Below are 19,872 nucleotides of genomic sequence, written 5' to 3'. Positions count from 1 at the left end.
AGGAATCTCGGTTTTGTTGTGGAGTTCGTTGATAACGGTGATTCTGTCCAAGGATGGACGGAACAGAGGAAGAGACTTGTATATCGTTGTATTACGTTGACAAACACAATTCTTAACGCTGTTTCCCTTGTCAGCGATACATAACAACAAACTCCACAAAGATTTTAAGGCATCATAATATGACCGTAGCTTTGAGTCCCGATCGCCTGATTAAAGGGATATCCAAAGAATTGTCATCGGCTGCTCAATCCCCCAATTATATCGAAGCCGAACAACAATTCATTCAACTACTTACCCATGAAAATTTAGACCGACAGGTAGATACTCACCCTGAATTAGTACGTAATTTTGAAGCAGCGGTCGCCACAGCTCTGAGCAGAGCTTACACAGAACACGCGTCAGTTGAGGAAGTAGAGACAGCGCACTTATTTTTGCAGCGCATTCTATATCATATTAATCGGCTTAATTTGTTCTGGTACGATGATTTACGACGCTACAAAAACGAGCGTTCGTATTATTTGCAATGGGTACGCGATCAGATTGAATCGGTTTGGCAAGTGTGGGAACTGGCACAACTTGATGTTGCACAATTACGGCAATTAGACGCCCAGCAGGCACTGATTGAGCGGTGTGAGGCTGACTTGAATCCCACGTTAACAGAGAACAAGCAATATCTACGGCAAGAAATGACGCTGGAAGGATATCGGCATCTGTTAGCGATCGCCTCTCTAGATGGATTAGTGGAAGCCAGCCGTCTATCGCGAATTCTAGGCGGTGCTAGCAACGAAGTACAAGCTACATTAATCCGTGTGTTATTGGAGGAATACGGGAATGGCCGCTTCACCCGGAAACACTCTACCTTTTTCGCCAAAATGATGGCGGAGTTAGGGCTTAATACTCAGCCAGAGGGATACTTTGATATCGTTCCTTGGGAACTGTTAGCTTGTATCAATCACAACTTCTTACTAACAGAATGCAAGCGGCATTTTCTCCGCTACAACGGTGGACTTACTTACTTTGAAATTGCTGGCCCTTCCATCTATAAAGATTACATGAGTGCCGCAGAAAGATTACAGCTTTCAGACACGGCGATGGGTTACTGGGAACTGCACATCCGGGAAGATGAACGACACGGTCAATGGATGTTGCAGGACGTAGCCTTACCCTTAGTAGACCAATACCCAGAGGATGCCTGGGAACTGGTACTCGGTTATGACCAAGAAAAATGGATGGGCGATCGGGCCGGTGCAGCGATCATTCGCTGCATCAAACAGGCAGAGCAATCCGCTTAATTTAGCATCCGTTGAGATAGTTCCTAGACCAGTATCGAATACCCCTCATTCTGAAAGCGAATAGCAAGATTTGTACCATGCAAGAAGTATTATTAACCTCGAACACAGCCGTTCAATCCTATTCACCCAACAAAGTTTTCTTTTGTCCTGAAGAGTCTCAATTTTATTCCCAATGTCTAGAGAAAATGGTGCTGAAGAACTGCACTCGTTTTGATTCAGTTGTCGAATTTGGTGCCGGAGACGGGAGTCCGGTCATTAGTGGTTTGCTGAAAAGTCAATTTGATGGGTTTATTCAAGGTTATGAATTGAACTCTGCGGCTTGTGAACTCGGTCGGTCTAGAATTGAGCAATATCAACTCGAACATCAATATACGATTCATAACAAATGTTTCTTCAAAAACTTTGCCTCTAGTGCCAGTTACCTCATTGCCAATCCTCCTTACCTTCCCGCTCCCGATGACAATCTCTACATGCCTTCTCTACATGGTGGTGAGGATGGAGCAACCATTACTAAACGGCTTTTATCACTGGGTTGTGAGAATGTGATGTTGATGATTTCGGCTTACTCCAATCCAGTCGAGACCATTGATTATGCACTTGCTCAGGGTTATCATGTAGTTGATTTTATGATTGCTCCCCTGACGTTTGGGTACTATAGCTGTGAACCCAAAGTAAAAACAGCTATTATGGAACTGCGGAAAAATCGCAAAGCATTCTATTCCCAAAATATTTACTTTTTGGCAGGCGTCTTATTTCAAAAAAAAGATGGTTCTAACATAGATTTGTCCGCAGAGTTACTTAAGGTAATGACAGTGCTGTAAGTTTTGAAATCAAGTGATAACCGCGATTAGCACTCCTGAAGGAGGACTCTAGAGTCAACCAGCGCAATCCCTCTGACAGAGGAGCTCGCTCAATGAAATCACTAATATTTTTGGTGAGTTGAATTAGGAAAAGTTTTGTTAGGGTGCGAGATCTGACGACAAGCTGCTTTGCGTCTACGCACCTTACTCACTCGTAGCCCAGTTCAGTAGTTTGGAGAGTCTCGGTTATGCGTTGGGAATTTGGTCGTAGAAGCACGAATGTTGAGGACAGGCGCGGAACTGGAGTGTCGGGTCCGGTAATTGGGGGTGGCATTGGGGCAATCATTCTGTCCGTGATTGTTGCGCTTCTCGGTGGCGACCCCAGCGTGATTTGGGAGCAACAACAAGAAGCACCGAGCGATCGCCCCCGCACTGAGGCTCCTCAAACCCAAGGTTCTGGGGCGAATGATCGCTTGGCTGATTTCGTTTCCGTTGTCCTAGCAGATACAGAGGATACGTGGCAAACACTGTTTCGGCAAAGGGGAGCGACTTATGTAGAACCGAAGTTAGTTCTTTTTTCGGGAGCTGTGAACTCTGCCTGTGGCTATGCCCGCTCAGCCGTTGGCCCGTTTTATTGCCCCGCCGATCAAAAGCTCTACATTGACTTGAGCTTTTATCAGGATCTGAAGACTCGCCACCAGGCACCCGGAGACTTTGCCCAAGCCTATGTGATTGCTCATGAGGTTGGGCACCATGTCCAGAATCTCATGGGCATTTCCGATAAGGTGCAGGCATTGCAGCGTCGAAGCGATAAAGTAACAGCGAATCAACTTTCAGTTCGGCAGGAATTACAGGCAGACTGTTTTGCTGGCATCTGGGCGCACCATGCCCAGCGATCGCGGCAAATCCTGGAAGAAGGCGACATTGAAGAGGCGCTGAATGCTGCCAGCAGTATTGGGGACGATCGCTTGCAACGTCAAGCGAAAGGCTATGTTGTCCCAGAGGCGTTTACCCATGGTAGTTCAGCCCAACGTGTTCGCTGGTTCAAGCAGGGTATTCAGACCGGCGATCCGAAGCAATGTAATACCTTTGCTGTAGCAAATCCTTAAATTGTTTCCATATAGTCTGCTGTCCTTAAGTGCTGGAGTGATGGCTTCCGTAGCATCACCGAGAAGAATTTTTGTTGTTTTTTTGATTCAGTAATCGTACTGAAGAATTAAATAGCCGCCTAGCTTAGGCTATTTAATTAACAACTTAATTTCTTCAGTTTCCATGCAAAAGCAAAAAAATAAGTTTAGCCACCTCACAGCCATAGAAAGAGTTAAACTTTCATTTCCGGCACAGTTATTGTTAGAAAAAAATCTGCTCCAAGGCCAAATTTTAGATTTTGGCTGCGGTTTCGGCAATGACACTAAATTATTACAACAAAAAGGCTTTGATATCACGGGTTATGACCCTTATCATTTACCGCAATATCCTACCCATAAATTCGATACCATAATTTGCTTTTATGTTTTAAACGTTTTGTTTCTTGAAGAACAAGCTAATGTTTTAATGGAAGTTTCGCATTTCTTGAAGCCGGGAGGGAAAGTTTATTATGCTGTGAGAAGAGATATAAAAAAAGAAGGGTTTCGAGAACATTACATTCACAAACGGCCTACTTATCAGTGCATTGTTAAACTTCCCTTTAAATCAATTCACTTAGATGAGTCTTGCGAAATTTACGAGTACAGTCATTATAATCACCAAAGAAATTCATCTAACCATTGCATATTCTGCAACCCTCATAAAAATCTAACTTTGCTAACCGAGTCAGCAACAGCTTATGCCATGTTTGATGGTTATCCTCGAAGTAAAGGCCATGTACTGATTGTACCGAAGCGTCATGTCGCTAATTATTTTGAACTACCCTTTAAAGAACAATCGGCCTGCTGGTTTATGGCTAACAAAGTGCAAGAAATGTTAAGCCAAGAATTTTGCCCTGATGGGTTTAATGTGGGCATAAATATCAATAGGGACGCAGGTCAAACGATGATGCACGCTAATATTCATATTATCCCTCGTTACCAAGGGGATACCGTTGGTGCTAAAGGCGGGATGAGATATGTGATTCCCAAAAAACCTGAGAAATTAGCCGTAAAGAATAAAGTTCTTTGAGTTCTTGAGCCAGACACGGCAAAATAAGAAAGAGGTCAACACATGGAGTTGCTATGGCTAAACGCAAAAAGCATAATCTCCAATGGATTAAGGAAACTCTAGAACTCAAAGAAGACCACAACTGGGAATCAAAGCCAGGAACTCGGATCTTTGTCGCAGGGCGAGGAGCGTTGCGCTTCGATGTGCCCGAAGATTGGCATTTTGAACCGGATACAAAGTCGTTCCGGTTTCTCGACAAAAAGCCGCCGAATGATGACTGTCGCTTAGAAGCTTCCTTTAATTTGCTACCCCCTGGCAACTGGGCAGAGTTTCCCTTAGTATCGCTATTAAAAAAGACGATTCGAGAGGAGAAGCGGAATGTAATCGAGCGAGGAGAAGTGATTCAATTGAAGCGCCAAACAGCCCGCATCGTTTGGAGTCAAATCAAATTTATTGACCCTCAAGAAAACCGCGAAGCCTATTCCCGAATTGCTATTGGGTTAGGTTCTGGAGTTCAGTGTTTGATTACGTTTGACTATTGGGCAGATGATGCCGAGCGCCTGATTCCCGTATGGGAAACGGTGATGGAATCGTTAGTTCTAGGGCTTTATATCCGCGATCCTCGCACAGGATTTGCATTCCCTGATTAGACGTTGCAGGATTGAAATTATCAGAGTGTGATGACAAGAAAAGCTAGCGATCGCACTGTGATAGCTCTTCGGCTCTTGCCAAAATTAATTTAGCTCTTGACTTTAGAAAGCTATCATAATCATCATCGAACATTCCAGTAGAGCAGAAGTGTGTGGCTAAGATTTTTTCCAATACTTGTTCATCTACAGGCATCTCAGACCGATATCCACTTGGTGGCTGATCTTTAATTTTGTTATTATCAGATCTTGCACCTTATCACCCACAGATTGGAAGTCTGGGGCTACACAAACAAAGCCTGCGGAGGCAGGCTTCAAAACCCTTCATTTTACGTTAGTCCGCGTAGGCGGACTTTATTTATATAGCCGCGATTTCAATCGCCAGGGCTTGGTGCAAGCAAGATATAATATAACCTAAAAGTCCAATTTCAAAATCCGATCGCTATCCTAACCTCCCGTTCATTTCGCTACTATTAATAGAAAATTGAGATAATCAATATATTCGGCATCAGAGCTTGAAACTATGGTTCAAATCCCTACGAAACCATTAACCCTAGCAGAGTTTTTGCAACTACCAGAAACTGAACCTGCTAGTGAATACATCAATGGTCAAGTCATTCAAAAACCAATGCCCCAAGGAAAACATAGTAAATTACAAGGTCGGCTGGTAACCGTCATTAATAATATTGTTGAAAAACCAAAGATTGCTCTAGCCCTTCCAGAACTACGGTGTACCTTTGGTGGGCGCTCCATCGTACCGGATATTGCTATTTTTACTTGGAATCGTATTCCCTTGGATGAAGAAGGTGATATTGCAAATTTTTTCGCCGCTCATCCAGACTGGACAATTGAGATCTTATCCCCAGACCAAAACCAAACCAAAGTAATCAGTAATATTCTGCATTGTCTCAATTCAGGTTGTCAGATGGGTTGGCTAATCGATCCGGCAGAGAAATCTGTGTTTGCCTATCCTGCTTCTCAACAACCCATATTTTTGCAAGAGACAGAGCAGTTAATTCCAACTCCAGAATTTATGGCAGATTTAAAGTTAAGCGTTGGTGAGTTATTTGGCTGGCTGAAACCAGGGAATATTTAGATTAGAAACTTTATTTGATTTTGGTTATAAAAATTGAAATGGTATCAGTCCTATTCTTCAAAATCTAATCAAAGCGAGGCGGTAGTTCAGAGGGGGAGAGGGTATCCGGGTCGGAAGGTGACGGCGAACCACCAGGTGAGAGTAAGGGCGAAGGTGAGAGTAAGGGCGAAGGTGAGGGTGAACCTCCAGGTGAGGGGGAACCGGCGGGTGAGGAAGAGGGGGAACTCTCCGGTGAGGATGATGGTAAAGGTGTTTGAGAAGTAGAGGTTGGAGAGGGAAGGAGTAACGGGGATGGGGGGGGTGGTGCAGGAGGAGTTGGGGAGAGTGTGGGTAGTCCTGGAGGACGCATGGGTATTTGTTGAGTCGGTGGTGCGGGAGTCGCGGCAGGTTCAGGTTGTGGCGGGATAACCGTTTCAAATGTAACCGATCGGCTGAATTCTTGACCTGCACCACTGGTTACTTTAAGTGTCACCGTTTCACTAGAAGGTTGCTGACTTAAGGGATAGGCGACCGCACCCACAGGCGGAACCGTTCCCGGCGCAGGCAGAATCTCCACTTTCATATCTTTCCCTCCCTCTACTTGCCAGGTTAAAACGAGGGGTTTGATCGGGTTTTCGGGATTAATCGGAACCAAATATTTACCCCCCGCATCTTTACCATTGACTTTGAAGGCGACAATTTTAATCGGGACTATATTCGGTAAAATTTTAATGATATCTGTCTTGGCTGAGATGGGTTTTTCTCCCTCTCCTTTTTTGGGAATGGCTATTAGTTCAAAGATATAATCACCGGGTTTGCGAATGCCTGTTGGTAGATTTTTACAAATTAGTTCCTGGGGCAATTGACAAAATTCTTGTAGTTCTTTCGGAATCCCTTGACTGAAGATGAAAGGTCGTAATCCACTCACGGCTGACCCATCAGGTAATCGAGCAATGAGTCTTAATTCTTGAAGTTGTTCTGGGTTGTTAATCTTCCAATTCAGGAGAATCATATCTTCAGAGGGAGAATTAGCTCCTGGCTTCTGGGCGGGCACGGGGACACCGCCCCTACTGCTAACACTTGCCTCTTGGTAAACGGGTTTTGTTGATATAAATTCGCTAATTTTTGGGGGTTCAACGGATTGAATTTTAACCGTATTAGTTTTCAGAGAATCGACAGCCGCGTCTTTTTTCTGTTTAGAAAAAACTTTAAGTTCAAACACATAATCCCCAGCTTGACGTGCTTCCGTGCGGACATGTTTACAAATTAGCATCGCTCGGATAATGCAAAATTCTTTGAGCGGGTTGGGAACACCTTTGCTGAAATCGTAAGTGACCGGTTTTACAGAAGCTGACCCATCCGGCGACTGACCTGTTAATGCGATCGCCTGAATTTGTCGGGGGTTACGAATTTGCCAATTGAGCTGAACAAAATCACCCTCTGCCTCTTGGTAAGCTGGGTTATCTGAGGAGAATTCTACAATCTTGGGGGGAGCAGGGGGACGAAAAAACAGCCACCAAATCAGAAATGCGATCGCGGCAATCGTCCCAACCCCAGCTAACAACACCAGCAGAAACTGCCACCACGGACGCGCCTCCCACAGCAAAGCACCTTGGGGCAAATCGTTCGGCACAGGCAGTAACCTTGGGTCTTCGAGTTCGACGCCAAAGTGGATCAGTCGGCCACCCCCATAAATTGGACGACGCCACCACTGAGTCGGTTCTACCTCTAGGGCAACAATCCCCACCGATCCCGGCAATATCCGAACCTCAACCGGTTCCAAAGTATAGGTACACAGGTTGTCTTCATCAAAACTAATCGTGCGGACGATAATATCCCGTTCCGTATTCCCCGCATTCGTCAACCGCACTTCAAACAATCCAGCCGACCGTTTCACCTGACCCAAGAGTGTGCGAAGCTCAACTGTAATCAGGTAAACCGGGAGAACCTGGAGGTAGATGACATCCAGCAGTACCGCATCCAGATGATTAGCCGATTGTAAGCGGAGGGTGGCAAAGTAATTCCCCGCTAGCGCATTGAGTGGCGGGTGCAACAGCAGCACAATTTCGCCCTTCGCACCAGGGTTAAGGTCTAACCCATCACTCGCCGTCACTAAACCCGGTAACTGTAAGCCTTCCGGGTAGCGGACGGTAAACCAGCTTTCCTGCAAATCCGAACAACTGAGCCAAAAACGGTCTACCCGATCAGAGCGGTTATCCACTAAAACTGTAACTTGGAGCGGTTGTCCCGGTTGAACCACAAGGGGTGCAACAGAACTCGTCGCGGGGATAACCGTAAACGTGGGGTCGCTAACCGTTACCGCATCCTCAATTGCCGACAAAATTTGCAGGCGCTGGGAGTAACGAATCGGAGTATCTTCCGGATAATGCTGCGGCGCATCGACGACTAGCTGGTAGTGAAAAGTACCCGGTAACGTTTGCGGCGGTACCTGAAACTGAAACACCACCTCACTCGTGGATTTGGGACTTAACGCCAGCCGTTCAAAAGGCGAATCACACCACTGACGCAGCATCTGCGACACTTCATCAATATAGATATCGATTAAGGCACTCTGATTCCCCTTATTACTGACAGTGACACACAACTCAAACGTTGACCCAGCGATGACGGAAGAATCTCCCGATGGATTAGGAATCACCGCCAGGGGTTTACCTGGTGCTAGCGCTTGCTGGATGGTTTGAGGTAACTGCTTGATGCCTTCTTTAGAAGCAAGGCGAATTCGGTAGAGTGTCTCACCATCGACTTCTATTTCTTGGACATAACCCTGCTCCATCAAATCGTACAGTGCGATCGCCGCATCTCCCTCATCCTGCTCCGTATTCGCCGCGACATCGTGCAACGCGCAGTCTCCCTGGCGCATCATCCATTGCACAACCCGCCGTTGAGAGTCAGGCAACATGAGGATATCAGCCATGCTTAGACCTTTATCCTCTTGGCGTTCTGTCCCTATAGAACCGAAATCGGGCGTCTTCCTCGCCATCCTTGTGACTCCTGGCTTCTGTAACAATTAGCGAACCACTTCGCTGGTACCCTAAAGGGGCAATCGTTCCGCTTGAGAGAGAATTCTCTAGATTCCGTCACTTTCCTATTCAAGTGGTAAACTTTCTGCCTTCTGACTTCTGCCTTCTGCCTTCTGCCTTCTGCCTTCTGCTATAAAACCCAACTTCCCACCCCATCTACTTGCAACCTGTATTACTCTTTTCCACACGACGCAACCTCACCCCATGGTCATCACTCCCACTCACCACGAGAATATCGTCTCCCCGTAAGATCAGATTCACATCATTAATTTTGGTAGGAACCTGATCGAGTTTTCTGCCATTTAAGAACTTGAGGTCGCGTGCACCGTCCATCGTCAAAGGCCAAAGCATCTCCCGTCCATCATCCCCAGCACTGGCTAAGTAGCAACCATCTTTGCTCAGGTTCACAGAACGCACCGGTTTACCACCATGACCGGTTGACCATTCATCTAGAATTTCACATTGAGTATCCTTCGCTAAACATTGACGCATATCCCAGAGGGTGATGTTTCCCTGATTATCAGCCGTTGCCATCAGATTCGGCTTATCACCAGCAACGGCAAGACTCTGGATATAACTATTTTGGTCGCCTTGCCGATAGGGGACGCGGCGGATTTTGTTGGACTTAATATCCCACACGACTAATCGGTTATACCGTCCGCCAATCGCTAAGTTGGTTCCGCCTGTACCCACTACCGCCAAATCATACACAGCAAAGTCAGATTTGAGTTTAGCCAGAGGACTTTTGCTATTAGTTAGGGAGTTTGATGCTTCACCTTCCAAATCCCACGCCAAGATTAAACCACTACCATGACTACTAAATAAATAGCGCGAGTCTTTGGTAAACTCCAAATCTAAAACGCGGTCATCTCTCTCATTAAAGAAGAACTCTAACGGTTCTTTCCGATTCCCCAACACATCCCACAGTTGAATCTCCCCATTCTCCAACCCAGCGGCGACGATGTCGTTGTTTACCGGTTTAAAGCGAACGACACGCACCGCTTTACCCGTCCGTGCAAACACTCCCATGGGTTTGAGGCGATTGCCTTGAACATTCCAACGGCGGATGGTTTGATCGGCAGAACCACTAATCACGCGATCGGCTAATCCATTGAAGCGCACAGAGGATACAGCCGCCGTGTGTCCCTCAAATGGTCGAAACAATAGAAATAACAGTAGGAGTAGCAGCAGTCCTCCCAATACTTGCAACGCCAAAGGGATAACTGGCAGAACGCGTAATTCCAGAGTTTGGCTATCATTGCGTAAATCTAACCGCCGATCAGACAAAATAGCGGTGACTTCTAACAGTAGTTTTTCTCGGATACCCCACCGGGGACGGGGTTTACTGACTAACAAAAGAGCTTTGCTCGTCTCACCGGGACGAAGTTCTGTCTCTGGCGGAATTACCTCTAAATTGCATTTCTGCCAATCTTTACCCTGAATTTGCACGCTGGCGGTGGAGCATAAATTACTGGCATTCTCAAATTGCAGTTCATACGTGACCGGTTCCGTGCGACGCCTGAAGCGCTTGCTGCCTTTGGCTGGGATCGTCTGCTGCTGAGGTGTGCAACTAAAATCTACATAGCCGATCGGCAGAACCTCCAGGGTGCCTTGGTCGCGAACTACCGTTCCTTTGTGGTGCGTTGCCTCAATGGTAAACGGGTAGATTTGACAGGGAGATAGGGCGATCGCATCTGGAGGTTGGCAGGAAAAGATTACCTCAGTTTGTTCCCCTGGTTCTAATTGCAACCGTTGTTCGGCACCCTTGAGCAACCAAGATGACTCCACCCCTAGGAAACTGAGAATGACATCCGTTGTCTGTTGATTGGGGTTCAGCAACCGGACGGGGATTTCCACCTGTTCTCCGGGTGCCGCTTGGAATTTTCGCACCGGCAGGTCAATTTTTAACGGTTTCGATCCCGTACCTTCTTGTACATACAGACGCAGGACTTGCCGTTCCTCATCCCGGAGTTCTAGGGAGAAAACCCGCACCGTGAGGTTCATCATGCCGGCAAAACCCGGTACGGGTGAATCCGTAATGGTCACCAGGAATTTGGTACTATCGCCTGGGGGTTTTTTGGAACTGACTTCTGGGGAGAGGGTGTACCAGCGAAAACTCGGAGTAGAATCAGCACCCGCCGCCACGACTTCTAATTGAAATGAAGCGAAGCGATCGCTATCATTATCAACGGTTACTTCAAAGGAAACCGGTGGGCCACCAGGTCTGAATTTAAGTACCTGTGCAGAGACTTTAATACTGATGGGATTATCTGCCATTTTAATCAACTAGAGCCTTTAGTTTTGCTTCTAATCGTTTGGGATTTTTCCTGCAAAGATTTAAGGTAAGCCATTTCACTGGTTCTCGCTTGTGTCCGAGCCTTCGTTTGGTCGCTTTTATTCCGGAGTTGTTTCAATTGTTCAGCAAAGCTTTGTTCGCGCACATAGATAGAATGTGCCATCTGTTGAAAAAGTCGTGCTAATTGACCTAATTCGTCAGACTTTTTAGATACTTTCTCCAGACTAGCCAGATCGACTTCTTCATTTTGTTCCATCATGAATTGCTCATTGCTAATTTTCTGGGCTAATCTTGCCATGGGTCTAATAGGCTGAATCACAGCCTGCTTCAGCAAATAATTAATCAGCAAAATGACCAGGGCAAAAATTCCGATAAAAATGCCCATAACTAACGATAAATTCTGACGGGCAACTGCAAAGATTTCTTCAGAAGGAACATAAACCGTTTGGCTACCCAAAACTTTATTCAGTTCCCAATTAAACCCATGTTCGGAGCCATACGTTGCGAGTTGACTTTTAGGCGCAGCTTCAGGTGTACTATGGCAGCGAAGACAACTCTGTTTTTTAATAATAATCGGTTGAGCATAATAAAATACTTCTTCTCCTAATCGATTTCTAAATCCCGATACTTCTTTTAGGTTGGGGTCTTCACGAAATTGCTTAACGAGGTCTACTTCAAACTCATCTACATAGTCCCTTGAATTCGTAGGATTTACTACAGCATCTTTATAAAAATAATCTTTATAAGCTGAATCTTTCCGGAGAATTTCAAAGACTTGCCTCACCGAATAACTAGGAATGGCTTGAGGAATAAATTTTTCAGATGTTTCTACCTTGGGCGCTACAAGAGGGTTAATTTCATTATTTGTATAAGTTCTCACGGAATTCATTAATCCCATGAGAATCTTGCCTTTATACGCCACATCCGCTTCAGCTCTTTGTAGGGTGGTTTGCGATAAAGTTGCCCCACTAATGGCAATAGCGCTGATAAATACCAGGGAGAGAAGTATTGTAAATTTTGGAGCGAGCTTAAGATTAGTCAACATAAAAAATTAGCCGTCTTATTTACTCCAATTTGTCATAGATGTTCTTCATTCCTCTCTGCTTTTTAGGTGGAGTAGAAGATTCTCTGCGAACACTTTGACTTTCTGTCTGTTGCGCCTGCATCATTTGCCTACGACGCCAAGCAAAATGCAGGATATTAATCCCCATTTCTTGAGCGGTTCGGATGGTTTCTCGTGGAAGAAAAAGTTCTTCATCCAATCCCCAAGCGGATGATAAATTACCGATCGCAAAAATTATGCCACCTCCGATTAAGATTTGCGTTGGTTGTTCTTCAATAGTAGGAAGCGCTGAAAATAGAAAGGGTTGTGTGCGTAAGGGATGGTTTCGATTTAAGCGTTCTAGAGGTTCTAAAGACACTCCTAACCTTCCGGCGAAGTCTTTCACTAATACAGAGAGATGGTCAATTTTCTCATCTAGCTCAGTTTTGACGCTGGCGAGTTCAGCCTTTAACTCCTGGCGCAGGGTGGAAAGTTCTGCATCTTCTGCGGCGTTTGGGTTGAGTTCTAAATTAGCGATCGCTTTTTGTAACTCTTGCTTAACAGCCGTGAGTTCTTTAATATTACTGCCCTGGGTCGGTGCTTCCACCAACAGAGTACCCCCGACTTCTAAATACTGTCTTAATACCTCCCATTGGCGCTCTTTCAGCAATTGGAGTTGTTGATAATTTAAGAACAGTAAGTCATAATTTGAGAGTTTAGCTCTTTCTCCCTTTTCTTCCGGTTGTAACGTGACCTGTCCTACCTCTAAATCTCCCTCTAAAGCTGGGTAAAGTGCGGCAACAGATTGAAGTAGATAAGAAAGATTGGATAAGCTTTTTTCATCTCCTCTAGATGTTGGGTTGACTTGAGCAATACTCACCACCCCTTGAGTACGCGATCGCGCTTGAGTTCGGTAACGTAAATCTAAGGAATTAGACGTAGGAAAAAAGACATCCGTTGGATTTTGTAAGGGTGGTGCTTCCACACCTGCCACAGCACCGGGTTCTAGTAGAATTCGGCACAATTCCACTTCCAATTCAGCCGGTGGATGCGTTTTTTCATCAATCCGAAACGTTTCCTGAATAATTTCGCGCTGTTCTTTCCGGCGTAATTTCTCCGGATTAACATAACTAACAACCAAGTAGACCGTTATAGGCTCTGGGGTCAAATTTTCAGATGAAATCCGAAATTCAATCGGCTCAGGAACAACAATGGGATTACCGACCAAATCAATCGCAATTCCCGGTTGAATTTGCAACCAACGTCCATCGCGATATTGAGCAATCACCTCCGTAGGAGCGGGAATTAATCGCACCCCCAACCCGGAGACAATACCGGGCTGATTTAGCGATTGATAATGAATATTTTGACGTTCATGATGGTACTCATGCGCCCGACGCCAGCGATCGGCATTCATCAAAAGACCATCACGTACCTGAACACGCTCTAAAGGCTTAATTGGGGGAGTCGGAAATAGCTGAGTCATTGGTTATTTCTTATTTATTCATTTAAGCTGACAAAACTCTACTAGCAACCCAGAAACAAATATCCCTATTTAATCAACAATCACCAATCAACCCTACGATTTGCTAAAACTCAAAAACCTCCCTTTATTTCCTCCTCTCCTATCTTCCTTCCTCCTTGTACTCTGTGCCTCTGTGGTTTGTTAAAAATTAACACCCCCTACTCACCCCTTTCCATATAAAGTTCATAGGTACAAAAAGCCGGTTTCTCCTGCTCAATAATGTACCGAACCAACAATTCATCCACCTGAACACCAGAATCAGGGCGCAGGGTAACAATAAAGTGAAACGGTCGCCCACCGCCAATAATCGAATCCTCTCCCATGCGAGTCGTACTCAAAACAAAGCCATCTCCAAAAACCTCCTCAATTCCAATGTGCTTATCCAGTTCCTGAGGAATATCCTCATCCAACGGCAAATCCGTATAGAGATGCAGATAGAGACGCAAACCCCGCCGCGTTCCTCGCCACCGATAGATTTCCATCGCCTGACGAATCAAACGACGCTGCTTCTGGAGACTCCAACGCGGGTCCATTGGCCATGCCACCCAGTGCGCCAGAAAGGGTAACATGGCTTGGGGTGCCGTCAGAGGGTCGAGGTAAGCCCACAAAACATCTAAACTTTGGACAGCCGGTTCAAATGCCTGCTCAAAAATGGTCAAAAAGCGACTGATAAAGTCAACTTCCCGGTAAAGCGCTGGCAGAAAATTCAGGTACAGACTGCGGGGACGCACATACAAATTGAAGCCAGCCGACTCACAAACTCTTCTATTTGTAGGAGAGGCATCCTCCCCTGCCAAATCTTCGGGGGTGTAGTAAGCAATTAAGCGACTGCGATAATCCAGTATGAGAGACTCATCCTGAAGTTGGTTATCCTCAAAGAAGTCAGGAGATGCCTGGAAGTACAGCACAGCCTCCATCCTTTGTCCGGGGAGGAGTACCCGTCCCTCCATGCCAATTTGACACCACTGCGATGGAAAGTCTCCCTCCACTTGTAAATCTAATTGCAGCGTGCGCCTGCCCAAGTTTTCTAGCTGCACCAGCATTTCACTTGGCTCTCCGGGGTGCAGCAACACATTACAGCCCGTCGTCATTGTATCTGTCGCCATCGTACCCGTGAGTTCTAAGTTGGGCGTGGGAGTCGCCTCGGAGAACTGCATGGCAGTCAGCCGTAGATACAAACTTTGACCGGAACGTGCTTGAGTCATGAATGTTGAATGTTATGGCAGAGGGTAGAAGGCAGAAGGTAGAAGGCAGAAGGTAGAGGGTAGAAGGCAGAAGGCAGAAGGCAGAAGGCAGAGGGTAGAAAATAAGGGGTCGCAAGAGCTGTTAAAGAAAGTCCTAACCTTTATCCCGACAGCTATATAAACTCACGGGTTAACCTTCAACCGGCTAACCTGCTTATTGGATGAGGTTGATAACGTGACCGGATCGTAAGCGATTATCTGCCCAAGAGCAGACTAACCCTTGAGGGCCGGGATTAATTACAGGATCTAAGGGCAAAGTCCGCACCCAGTTCTGATCGTGTTGGCGAATCTCAAAGAGTTGAATCACACCGAGATAACGCACCCCAGGCGTTTTCTGGAACAGGGTGACAATATCAGAAGGGTAAACCGGACGCCCGAAAGGCCAGCCCGTTCCATCGGGGCCGCCGGTTAGGGGATTGAAAAAGCGGTACAGGGCAACCCGAAGTTTAAATAAAATGTCTTCTTGGGCGCGATAGTTATTGTACTCCGGTTCTAGGGCTACCTCAGTTTGTACCGAAACTCCCACATAATCCGGTTGCTGACAGCGCACCTGTACGCCCAAGAGTCGCCGCTCGTCCAGGTAAGATAGCACCTGGGACTGAAGTTGAGGCGTTAGGGCAAAGAATTCGGGCGGGATGCCTTCGGCTCTGGCGATCGCTTCTGTATTGGCTTGCGGGACAACTAGCAGACGAATCAGTCCCGCCTCATCAACCGAGGTGGGGGACAGGCAACGGGCACGAGCCACTGAACCTTTACCAGCGCGTAGGGTTAGGGTCTCAAAATCCTCCAGGGTGACGGCGCGATCGCGGGTTCGCAGCATAGCGGGCACTCGCATCACGGCCTCTTCTAAGGATTCGGCATCGGCTCCATTGCGGGCGGGGGTATGGTTGATTACCCTAGCGATGTAAGGCACCGCAGACTTCGGCACAGTCAGGCTTGCTCGCTGCACGTTCCCTTTTTGACCGCCCCCGGTACGGTAGGCAACCATGCGAATTTTCGAGCCTCTGGGCGGAACCGCACCGAATTGACGCTCTAAGGCATTTACGTCTTGAGCTGAAATCTCTTCTGCGATCGAGCGATTGCTCCCCATCGGTAGGTAAGAGCGAGAACGGAGGAAGGTTTGCTGCTGGATTTGGCTGGGTTCGCGAATTAAAGGACCAAACTGAACGACTCCCGTGCGCGAATCTAGGGTATAGTGCAAATCCTCTCCCTGAGAATTGGCAAAATCCGTCACTTCTTGCCAGGTTTGGGGTAATCCCCCCGGCGGTTCAATCAGGATGTATTCATCCTCGCGGCGCGTTAGAACCGGAACGCCTTCTAATTGGAACGTCTGACCGGGAGTTCCATCACTTTCTCCCAAAAGCTCATTACGAACCAGACTACTTTGACTGGCTGCCACCGTGCCCCCGATCGCCCGCACAGATAAAGCCACGATTCGGGGAGAACTACTGTATCCAGGCTGACCTAAACTCGCTGGAGTGTAGACGCAGCGTAGCCAAAGACCCTGATAAGTGGTAAAGCGAGTTACAGGCCAATGGATTGGCAAATGCAGGACAAGGTCTGCACCTTGCAGGGGATTCCCCCCTTGTGCTCGGATTTCGCTAAAACTAAAGCCTCGCGTGCCGTCGTCTGTTTCTTGAATTAGAACAGATTGCCAGTAAGCACCATTCCAAGCTTCCCAACGGCGGGGAGGTGCGTCGGGATTAATACCGGTGGGGGTGGCAGCTTCGCCTTTAAAGGTGACAGCTAGAACGTTACCCGCTAATTCGTGTTCGGGATCGAATACGAGATAAAAGCTATTTCCGGGTTCAGGTTGTTCGTTGAACAGGGAGAGTTCCCGACCTTCCCATTCTCCATCCGATCGCTGCGTCCATAAATTGGTGAAGCGATCGCGCAACACTTCCGGTTCCTCGTCCGCCACTTCTGCTGTGAGAAAGTGGCGTAAGCTGGGACTGCCAATCGTTAATGGCTCATCGGTGCTAAAAACAATCGCCTCCTCGGTTTCCGTTCGTACCGTCGCCACTTCCGTTCCCCCTGGAATCGTGTAGGGTTCCGGCAACGAACTGGTGAGGTAAAAGGTAATATCGGTTTGAGCGGGAACCGATGCTTGCAGGCGAACCCCGATTAACTCTAAAAACGTCACATAGTTCCGTAGGGGAACCCGATTGAACCGCAGCAACATTTGGTCGGTTAACCACGCAAACAGTTCAATCAGTGTGACACCTGGGTCACTAGGGTTATAATTCGTCCACTCCGGACAATAACGAGGAATGCGTAAGATGCACTCTTCGACTAAGTCTTTGTAGGTGCGATCGTCTAAATTAGATTTCGGTAAATTGGGTAAAAAATCAAATTCCACTACTGTTCCTTAATCGTTACAAATGTCTTTACCCCTAAATCAATACCAACAGGTTCATAGTACTCAATTTGACGTGGTTCGCGAATTCATCAGGTCGCTTCAGAAGAATTGAAATGTCGAGTAATCATGTTAAATGTCCGAAAAATCATTGTCCTCGGTCAAACTCTTGCTCCCCTCCTGGTAATAGAAAGAAAGGATAGACCAGGCTACGATAATCGTGGCTATCTTTCGGATGATATTCAATAATCACATCGACTCGACCACGCAAGGGATCGGGGTCAGCTCTCACCTCATCCAGTTCGATCCGGGGTTCCCACATCTCCAATGCTTCCTGTACGTATAGACGAATCAGGAGTAACGTTTGAGTATTCATCGGCGCAAAGGTCAATTCAGATAGACGCGACCCAAATTCAGGCCGATACACCCGTTCTCCTAAATCCGTGCGTAAAATCAGCCAAATGGATTCTTCGATATTGCGTTCTGCGGAACTGAGTTGGATACTGCCTTGGAGGTTGACTCGTAGCGGAGACGCCCATCCCGTACCCAGGTAAGCTTTTTGTCCCTCTGGGCTGTTCTGTTGCATCTTTCCTTACTCCCTGCCCGGTACGGATGCCAAACTATCAGACTAAGCGGGTGTATACTATTCGCCAAAAGTCGAGGACAGGTTCATTTGAGCGGAAGTTCCCCCGTACAGATGAACTACAAAGGGAGAAAAAGCTTGAGTGACGGGAACTAGAGCCATTTACTCCCAGAAAGCCGTACCCATGTTTTTAAGAATTTTTTAAGATTTTGGCGGGGAGATTTCTGGGACAATAGTAGCCATGTATATTGAACGAGTCCCTAACAGAAATTCACCCCCCGCTGTCCTCCTACGAGAGTCCTATCGTGAAGGGGGTAAAATCCGTAAAAGAACTTTAGCTAACCTGTCGAAATTACCGGATACCGTCGTTGATAACTTGAGAATAGTACTCAAAGGCGGCGCAGCTATTGAAAATCTCTCCGAATCATTCTCTGTAGAAAGAAGTCTACCTCATGGTCATGTAGCTGCGGTTTTAGGAACAATCAAAAAACTGTCTTTGCACCATCTAATCTCACCCTCAAATTCGAGAAAACGAGCTCTAGTTTTGGCGATGATTGTGGCACGTCTCATTGAGCCTCGTTCCAAGTTAGCCACAGCGAGAGGATTGCACAGCGAAACGTGTTTTTCATCGTTAAGTGAACTGTTGGGCTTAGAAAAAGCCGATGAGGATGAATTGTATGAAGCAATGCATTGGCTGGTATCCAAACAAGAATTAATCGAAAATGAGTTAGCCCTAAGACATCTATCCGAAGGAGCTTCGGAAACTTCTTGAACAAGAAGCTGTTCAACTCTCATTATTTGATGAAACTGACTTAGTAGAATTTTCTTGTTCTGATTACCCCAGTGAGCGGCTAATTGCTTGTCGCAACCCGATGCTTGCTCAAGAAAAGTCTTTGACTAGAATTGCTTTATTACAGGCGACACAGCAGGAACTCAATAAGATTGTTATCGCCACTTCACGAGATAAACGCGCCCTCAAAGGAGCCGACCAGATTGGACTGAGAGTGGGGCGAGTTCTCAATGCTACATGTGTGGGGAAATACTTTAATATTGCCATCACTGAGACAAGTTTTTCTTACTCATTGAATGAAGCGGCTATCGCCAATGATTCGGCTTTGGATGGAGTCTATATTATTCGGACTTCAGTCAAACCGGAGACTTTAGATGCGGCTCAAACGGTGAGAACCTATAAAAGCCTTTCTACTGTCGAACAAGCTTTCCGCAGTTATAAAACTATCGATTTGAAAGTACGTCCAATTTATCACCGTTTAGAACAGCGCGTCAAAGCTCACGTCTTCTTGTGTATGCTGGCTTATTATGTGGAGTGGCACATGAGGAAAGCTTTAGCTCCACTGCTGTTTGACGATGAAAAAGTCACAGTTGAACCGGAGGGAAAAAGTTCAATTGTTGCTCCATCTAAGCGTTCAAAGAAAGCCCGCGCTAAGGCAGCGACTAAAAAGACACCTGAAAAGCTTCCTGTCCATAGTTTTCGGACTTTAATGACTGATTTAGCAACGATTGTCAAAAATAAATTCCAGTCTAGTGGTCTGGAGACTTCTCTAATGTTTGAGAAAATTACTCAACCGACTCCACTCCAACAAAAAGCGTTAGATTTGTTAGAAGTTTCCTTAATTTGTACCCAGTAACAGCCGAGGAGTTGAGTCTCTCCCTCTCTCACAGCATAGGTTGTAGTTTTTTGTCAAAGGGGAACTTCCGTTTGAGCGGTTAGGCGATCTGCGAAGCGCAGCAGAATTTCGCGATCGCTAAATTAGATTTCAACCGAAGAATCTAGCAGTTACACTTTACTCTCCAAGCATTGGTCGTAGCTACAATCT

14 protein-coding genes and 1 pseudogene are annotated in these 19,872 nt (G+C 46.5%); 7 read left to right on the top strand and 8 right to left on the bottom strand.

Features of this window, described 5'->3' with window-relative positions; all coding sequences use genetic code 11:
* Window positions 1-179 precede the first annotated feature (179 nt).
* From MIC7113_RS28945 to MIC7113_RS28925, 5 genes are all read left to right on the top strand, one after another.
* Window positions 180-1,292 (top strand): iron-containing redox enzyme family protein, encoded by a 1,113-nt coding sequence (locus MIC7113_RS28945; RefSeq protein ID WP_015185739.1) that lies wholly within the window; start codon window positions 180-182, stop codon window positions 1,290-1,292.
* Window positions 1,293-1,369: 77 nt separating this feature from the next.
* The gene (locus tag MIC7113_RS28940; RefSeq protein ID WP_015185738.1) at window positions 1,370-2,113 is read left to right on the top strand and encodes a hypothetical protein; all 744 of its coding nucleotides are present in this window, start codon (window positions 1,370-1,372) and stop codon (window positions 2,111-2,113) included.
* Between the two features lie 227 nt (window positions 2,114-2,340).
* The gene (gene ypfJ, locus MIC7113_RS28935) at window positions 2,341-3,201 is read left to right on the top strand and encodes a KPN_02809 family neutral zinc metallopeptidase (RefSeq protein WP_015185737.1); all 861 of its coding nucleotides are present in this window, start codon (window positions 2,341-2,343) and stop codon (window positions 3,199-3,201) included.
* Between the two features lie 163 nt (window positions 3,202-3,364).
* A complete protein-coding gene (locus MIC7113_RS28930; RefSeq protein ID WP_015185736.1) occupies window positions 3,365-4,249 on the top strand; it encodes an HIT family protein in 885 nt (294 codons plus the stop codon).
* A 53-nt stretch (window positions 4,250-4,302) separates the two neighbouring features.
* Window positions 4,303-4,878, top strand: a complete 576-nt coding sequence (locus tag MIC7113_RS28925) for a hypothetical protein (protein WP_015185735.1) — start codon at window positions 4,303-4,305, stop codon at window positions 4,876-4,878.
* A 43-nt stretch (window positions 4,879-4,921) separates the two neighbouring features.
* Here the strand turns inward: MIC7113_RS28925 and MIC7113_RS36960 are convergent, their stop codons facing one another.
* Window positions 4,922-5,071: a hypothetical protein gene (locus tag MIC7113_RS36960; protein WP_015185734.1), complete on the bottom strand. Its 150-nt coding sequence runs from the start codon at window positions 5,069-5,071 to the stop codon at window positions 4,922-4,924.
* 327 nt (window positions 5,072-5,398) lie between these two features.
* Between MIC7113_RS36960 and MIC7113_RS28920 the strand changes: the two genes are divergently transcribed.
* A complete protein-coding gene (locus MIC7113_RS28920) occupies window positions 5,399-5,971 on the top strand; it encodes a Uma2 family endonuclease (RefSeq protein ID WP_015185733.1) in 573 nt (190 codons plus the stop codon).
* 64 nt (window positions 5,972-6,035) lie between these two features.
* On the opposite strand, the gene MIC7113_RS28915 is transcribed toward MIC7113_RS28920, so the two are convergent.
* The 7 genes from MIC7113_RS28915 to MIC7113_RS28885 form a co-directional block, all read right to left on the bottom strand.
* A complete protein-coding gene (locus MIC7113_RS28915; protein WP_015185732.1) occupies window positions 6,036-8,951 on the bottom strand; it encodes a COG1470 family protein in 2,916 nt (971 codons plus the stop codon).
* A 196-nt stretch (window positions 8,952-9,147) separates the two neighbouring features.
* Window positions 9,148-11,268, bottom strand: coding sequence for a WD40 repeat domain-containing protein (locus MIC7113_RS28910; protein WP_015185731.1), 2,121 nt, complete (start codon window positions 11,266-11,268; stop codon window positions 9,148-9,150).
* A gap of 5 nt (window positions 11,269-11,273) precedes the next feature.
* The gene (locus MIC7113_RS28905; RefSeq protein WP_015185730.1) at window positions 11,274-12,332 is read right to left on the bottom strand and encodes a Tll0287-like domain-containing protein; all 1,059 of its coding nucleotides are present in this window, start codon (window positions 12,330-12,332) and stop codon (window positions 11,274-11,276) included.
* 19 nt (window positions 12,333-12,351) lie between these two features.
* The gene (locus MIC7113_RS28900) at window positions 12,352-13,815 is read right to left on the bottom strand and encodes a hypothetical protein (RefSeq protein ID WP_015185729.1); all 1,464 of its coding nucleotides are present in this window, start codon (window positions 13,813-13,815) and stop codon (window positions 12,352-12,354) included.
* 197 nt (window positions 13,816-14,012) lie between these two features.
* Window positions 14,013-15,059, bottom strand: a complete 1,047-nt coding sequence (locus MIC7113_RS28895) for a phage tail protein (RefSeq protein ID WP_015185728.1) — start codon at window positions 15,057-15,059, stop codon at window positions 14,013-14,015.
* Between the two features lie 193 nt (window positions 15,060-15,252).
* Window positions 15,253-17,457, bottom strand: a complete 2,205-nt coding sequence (locus MIC7113_RS28890) for a putative baseplate assembly protein (protein ID WP_015185727.1) — start codon at window positions 17,455-17,457, stop codon at window positions 15,253-15,255.
* Window positions 17,458-17,602: 145 nt separating this feature from the next.
* Window positions 17,603-18,040, bottom strand: coding sequence for a GPW/gp25 family protein (locus tag MIC7113_RS28885; protein ID WP_015185726.1), 438 nt, complete (start codon window positions 18,038-18,040; stop codon window positions 17,603-17,605).
* A 238-nt stretch (window positions 18,041-18,278) separates the two neighbouring features.
* On the opposite strand from MIC7113_RS28885, the pseudogene MIC7113_RS28880 reads away from it, so the two are divergent.
* Window positions 18,279-19,683 (top strand): annotated as a pseudogene (locus MIC7113_RS28880) (IS1634 family transposase).
* Window positions 19,684-19,872 lie beyond the last annotated feature (189 nt).

This window comes from Allocoleopsis franciscana PCC 7113 (assembly GCF_000317515.1).
Classification (GTDB): Bacteria; Cyanobacteriota; Cyanobacteriia; order Cyanobacteriales; family Coleofasciculaceae; genus Allocoleopsis; species Allocoleopsis franciscana.
The sequence above is the reverse complement of the archived record's forward strand: the minus strand, read 5'-3'. Positions and strand labels throughout refer to the sequence as shown.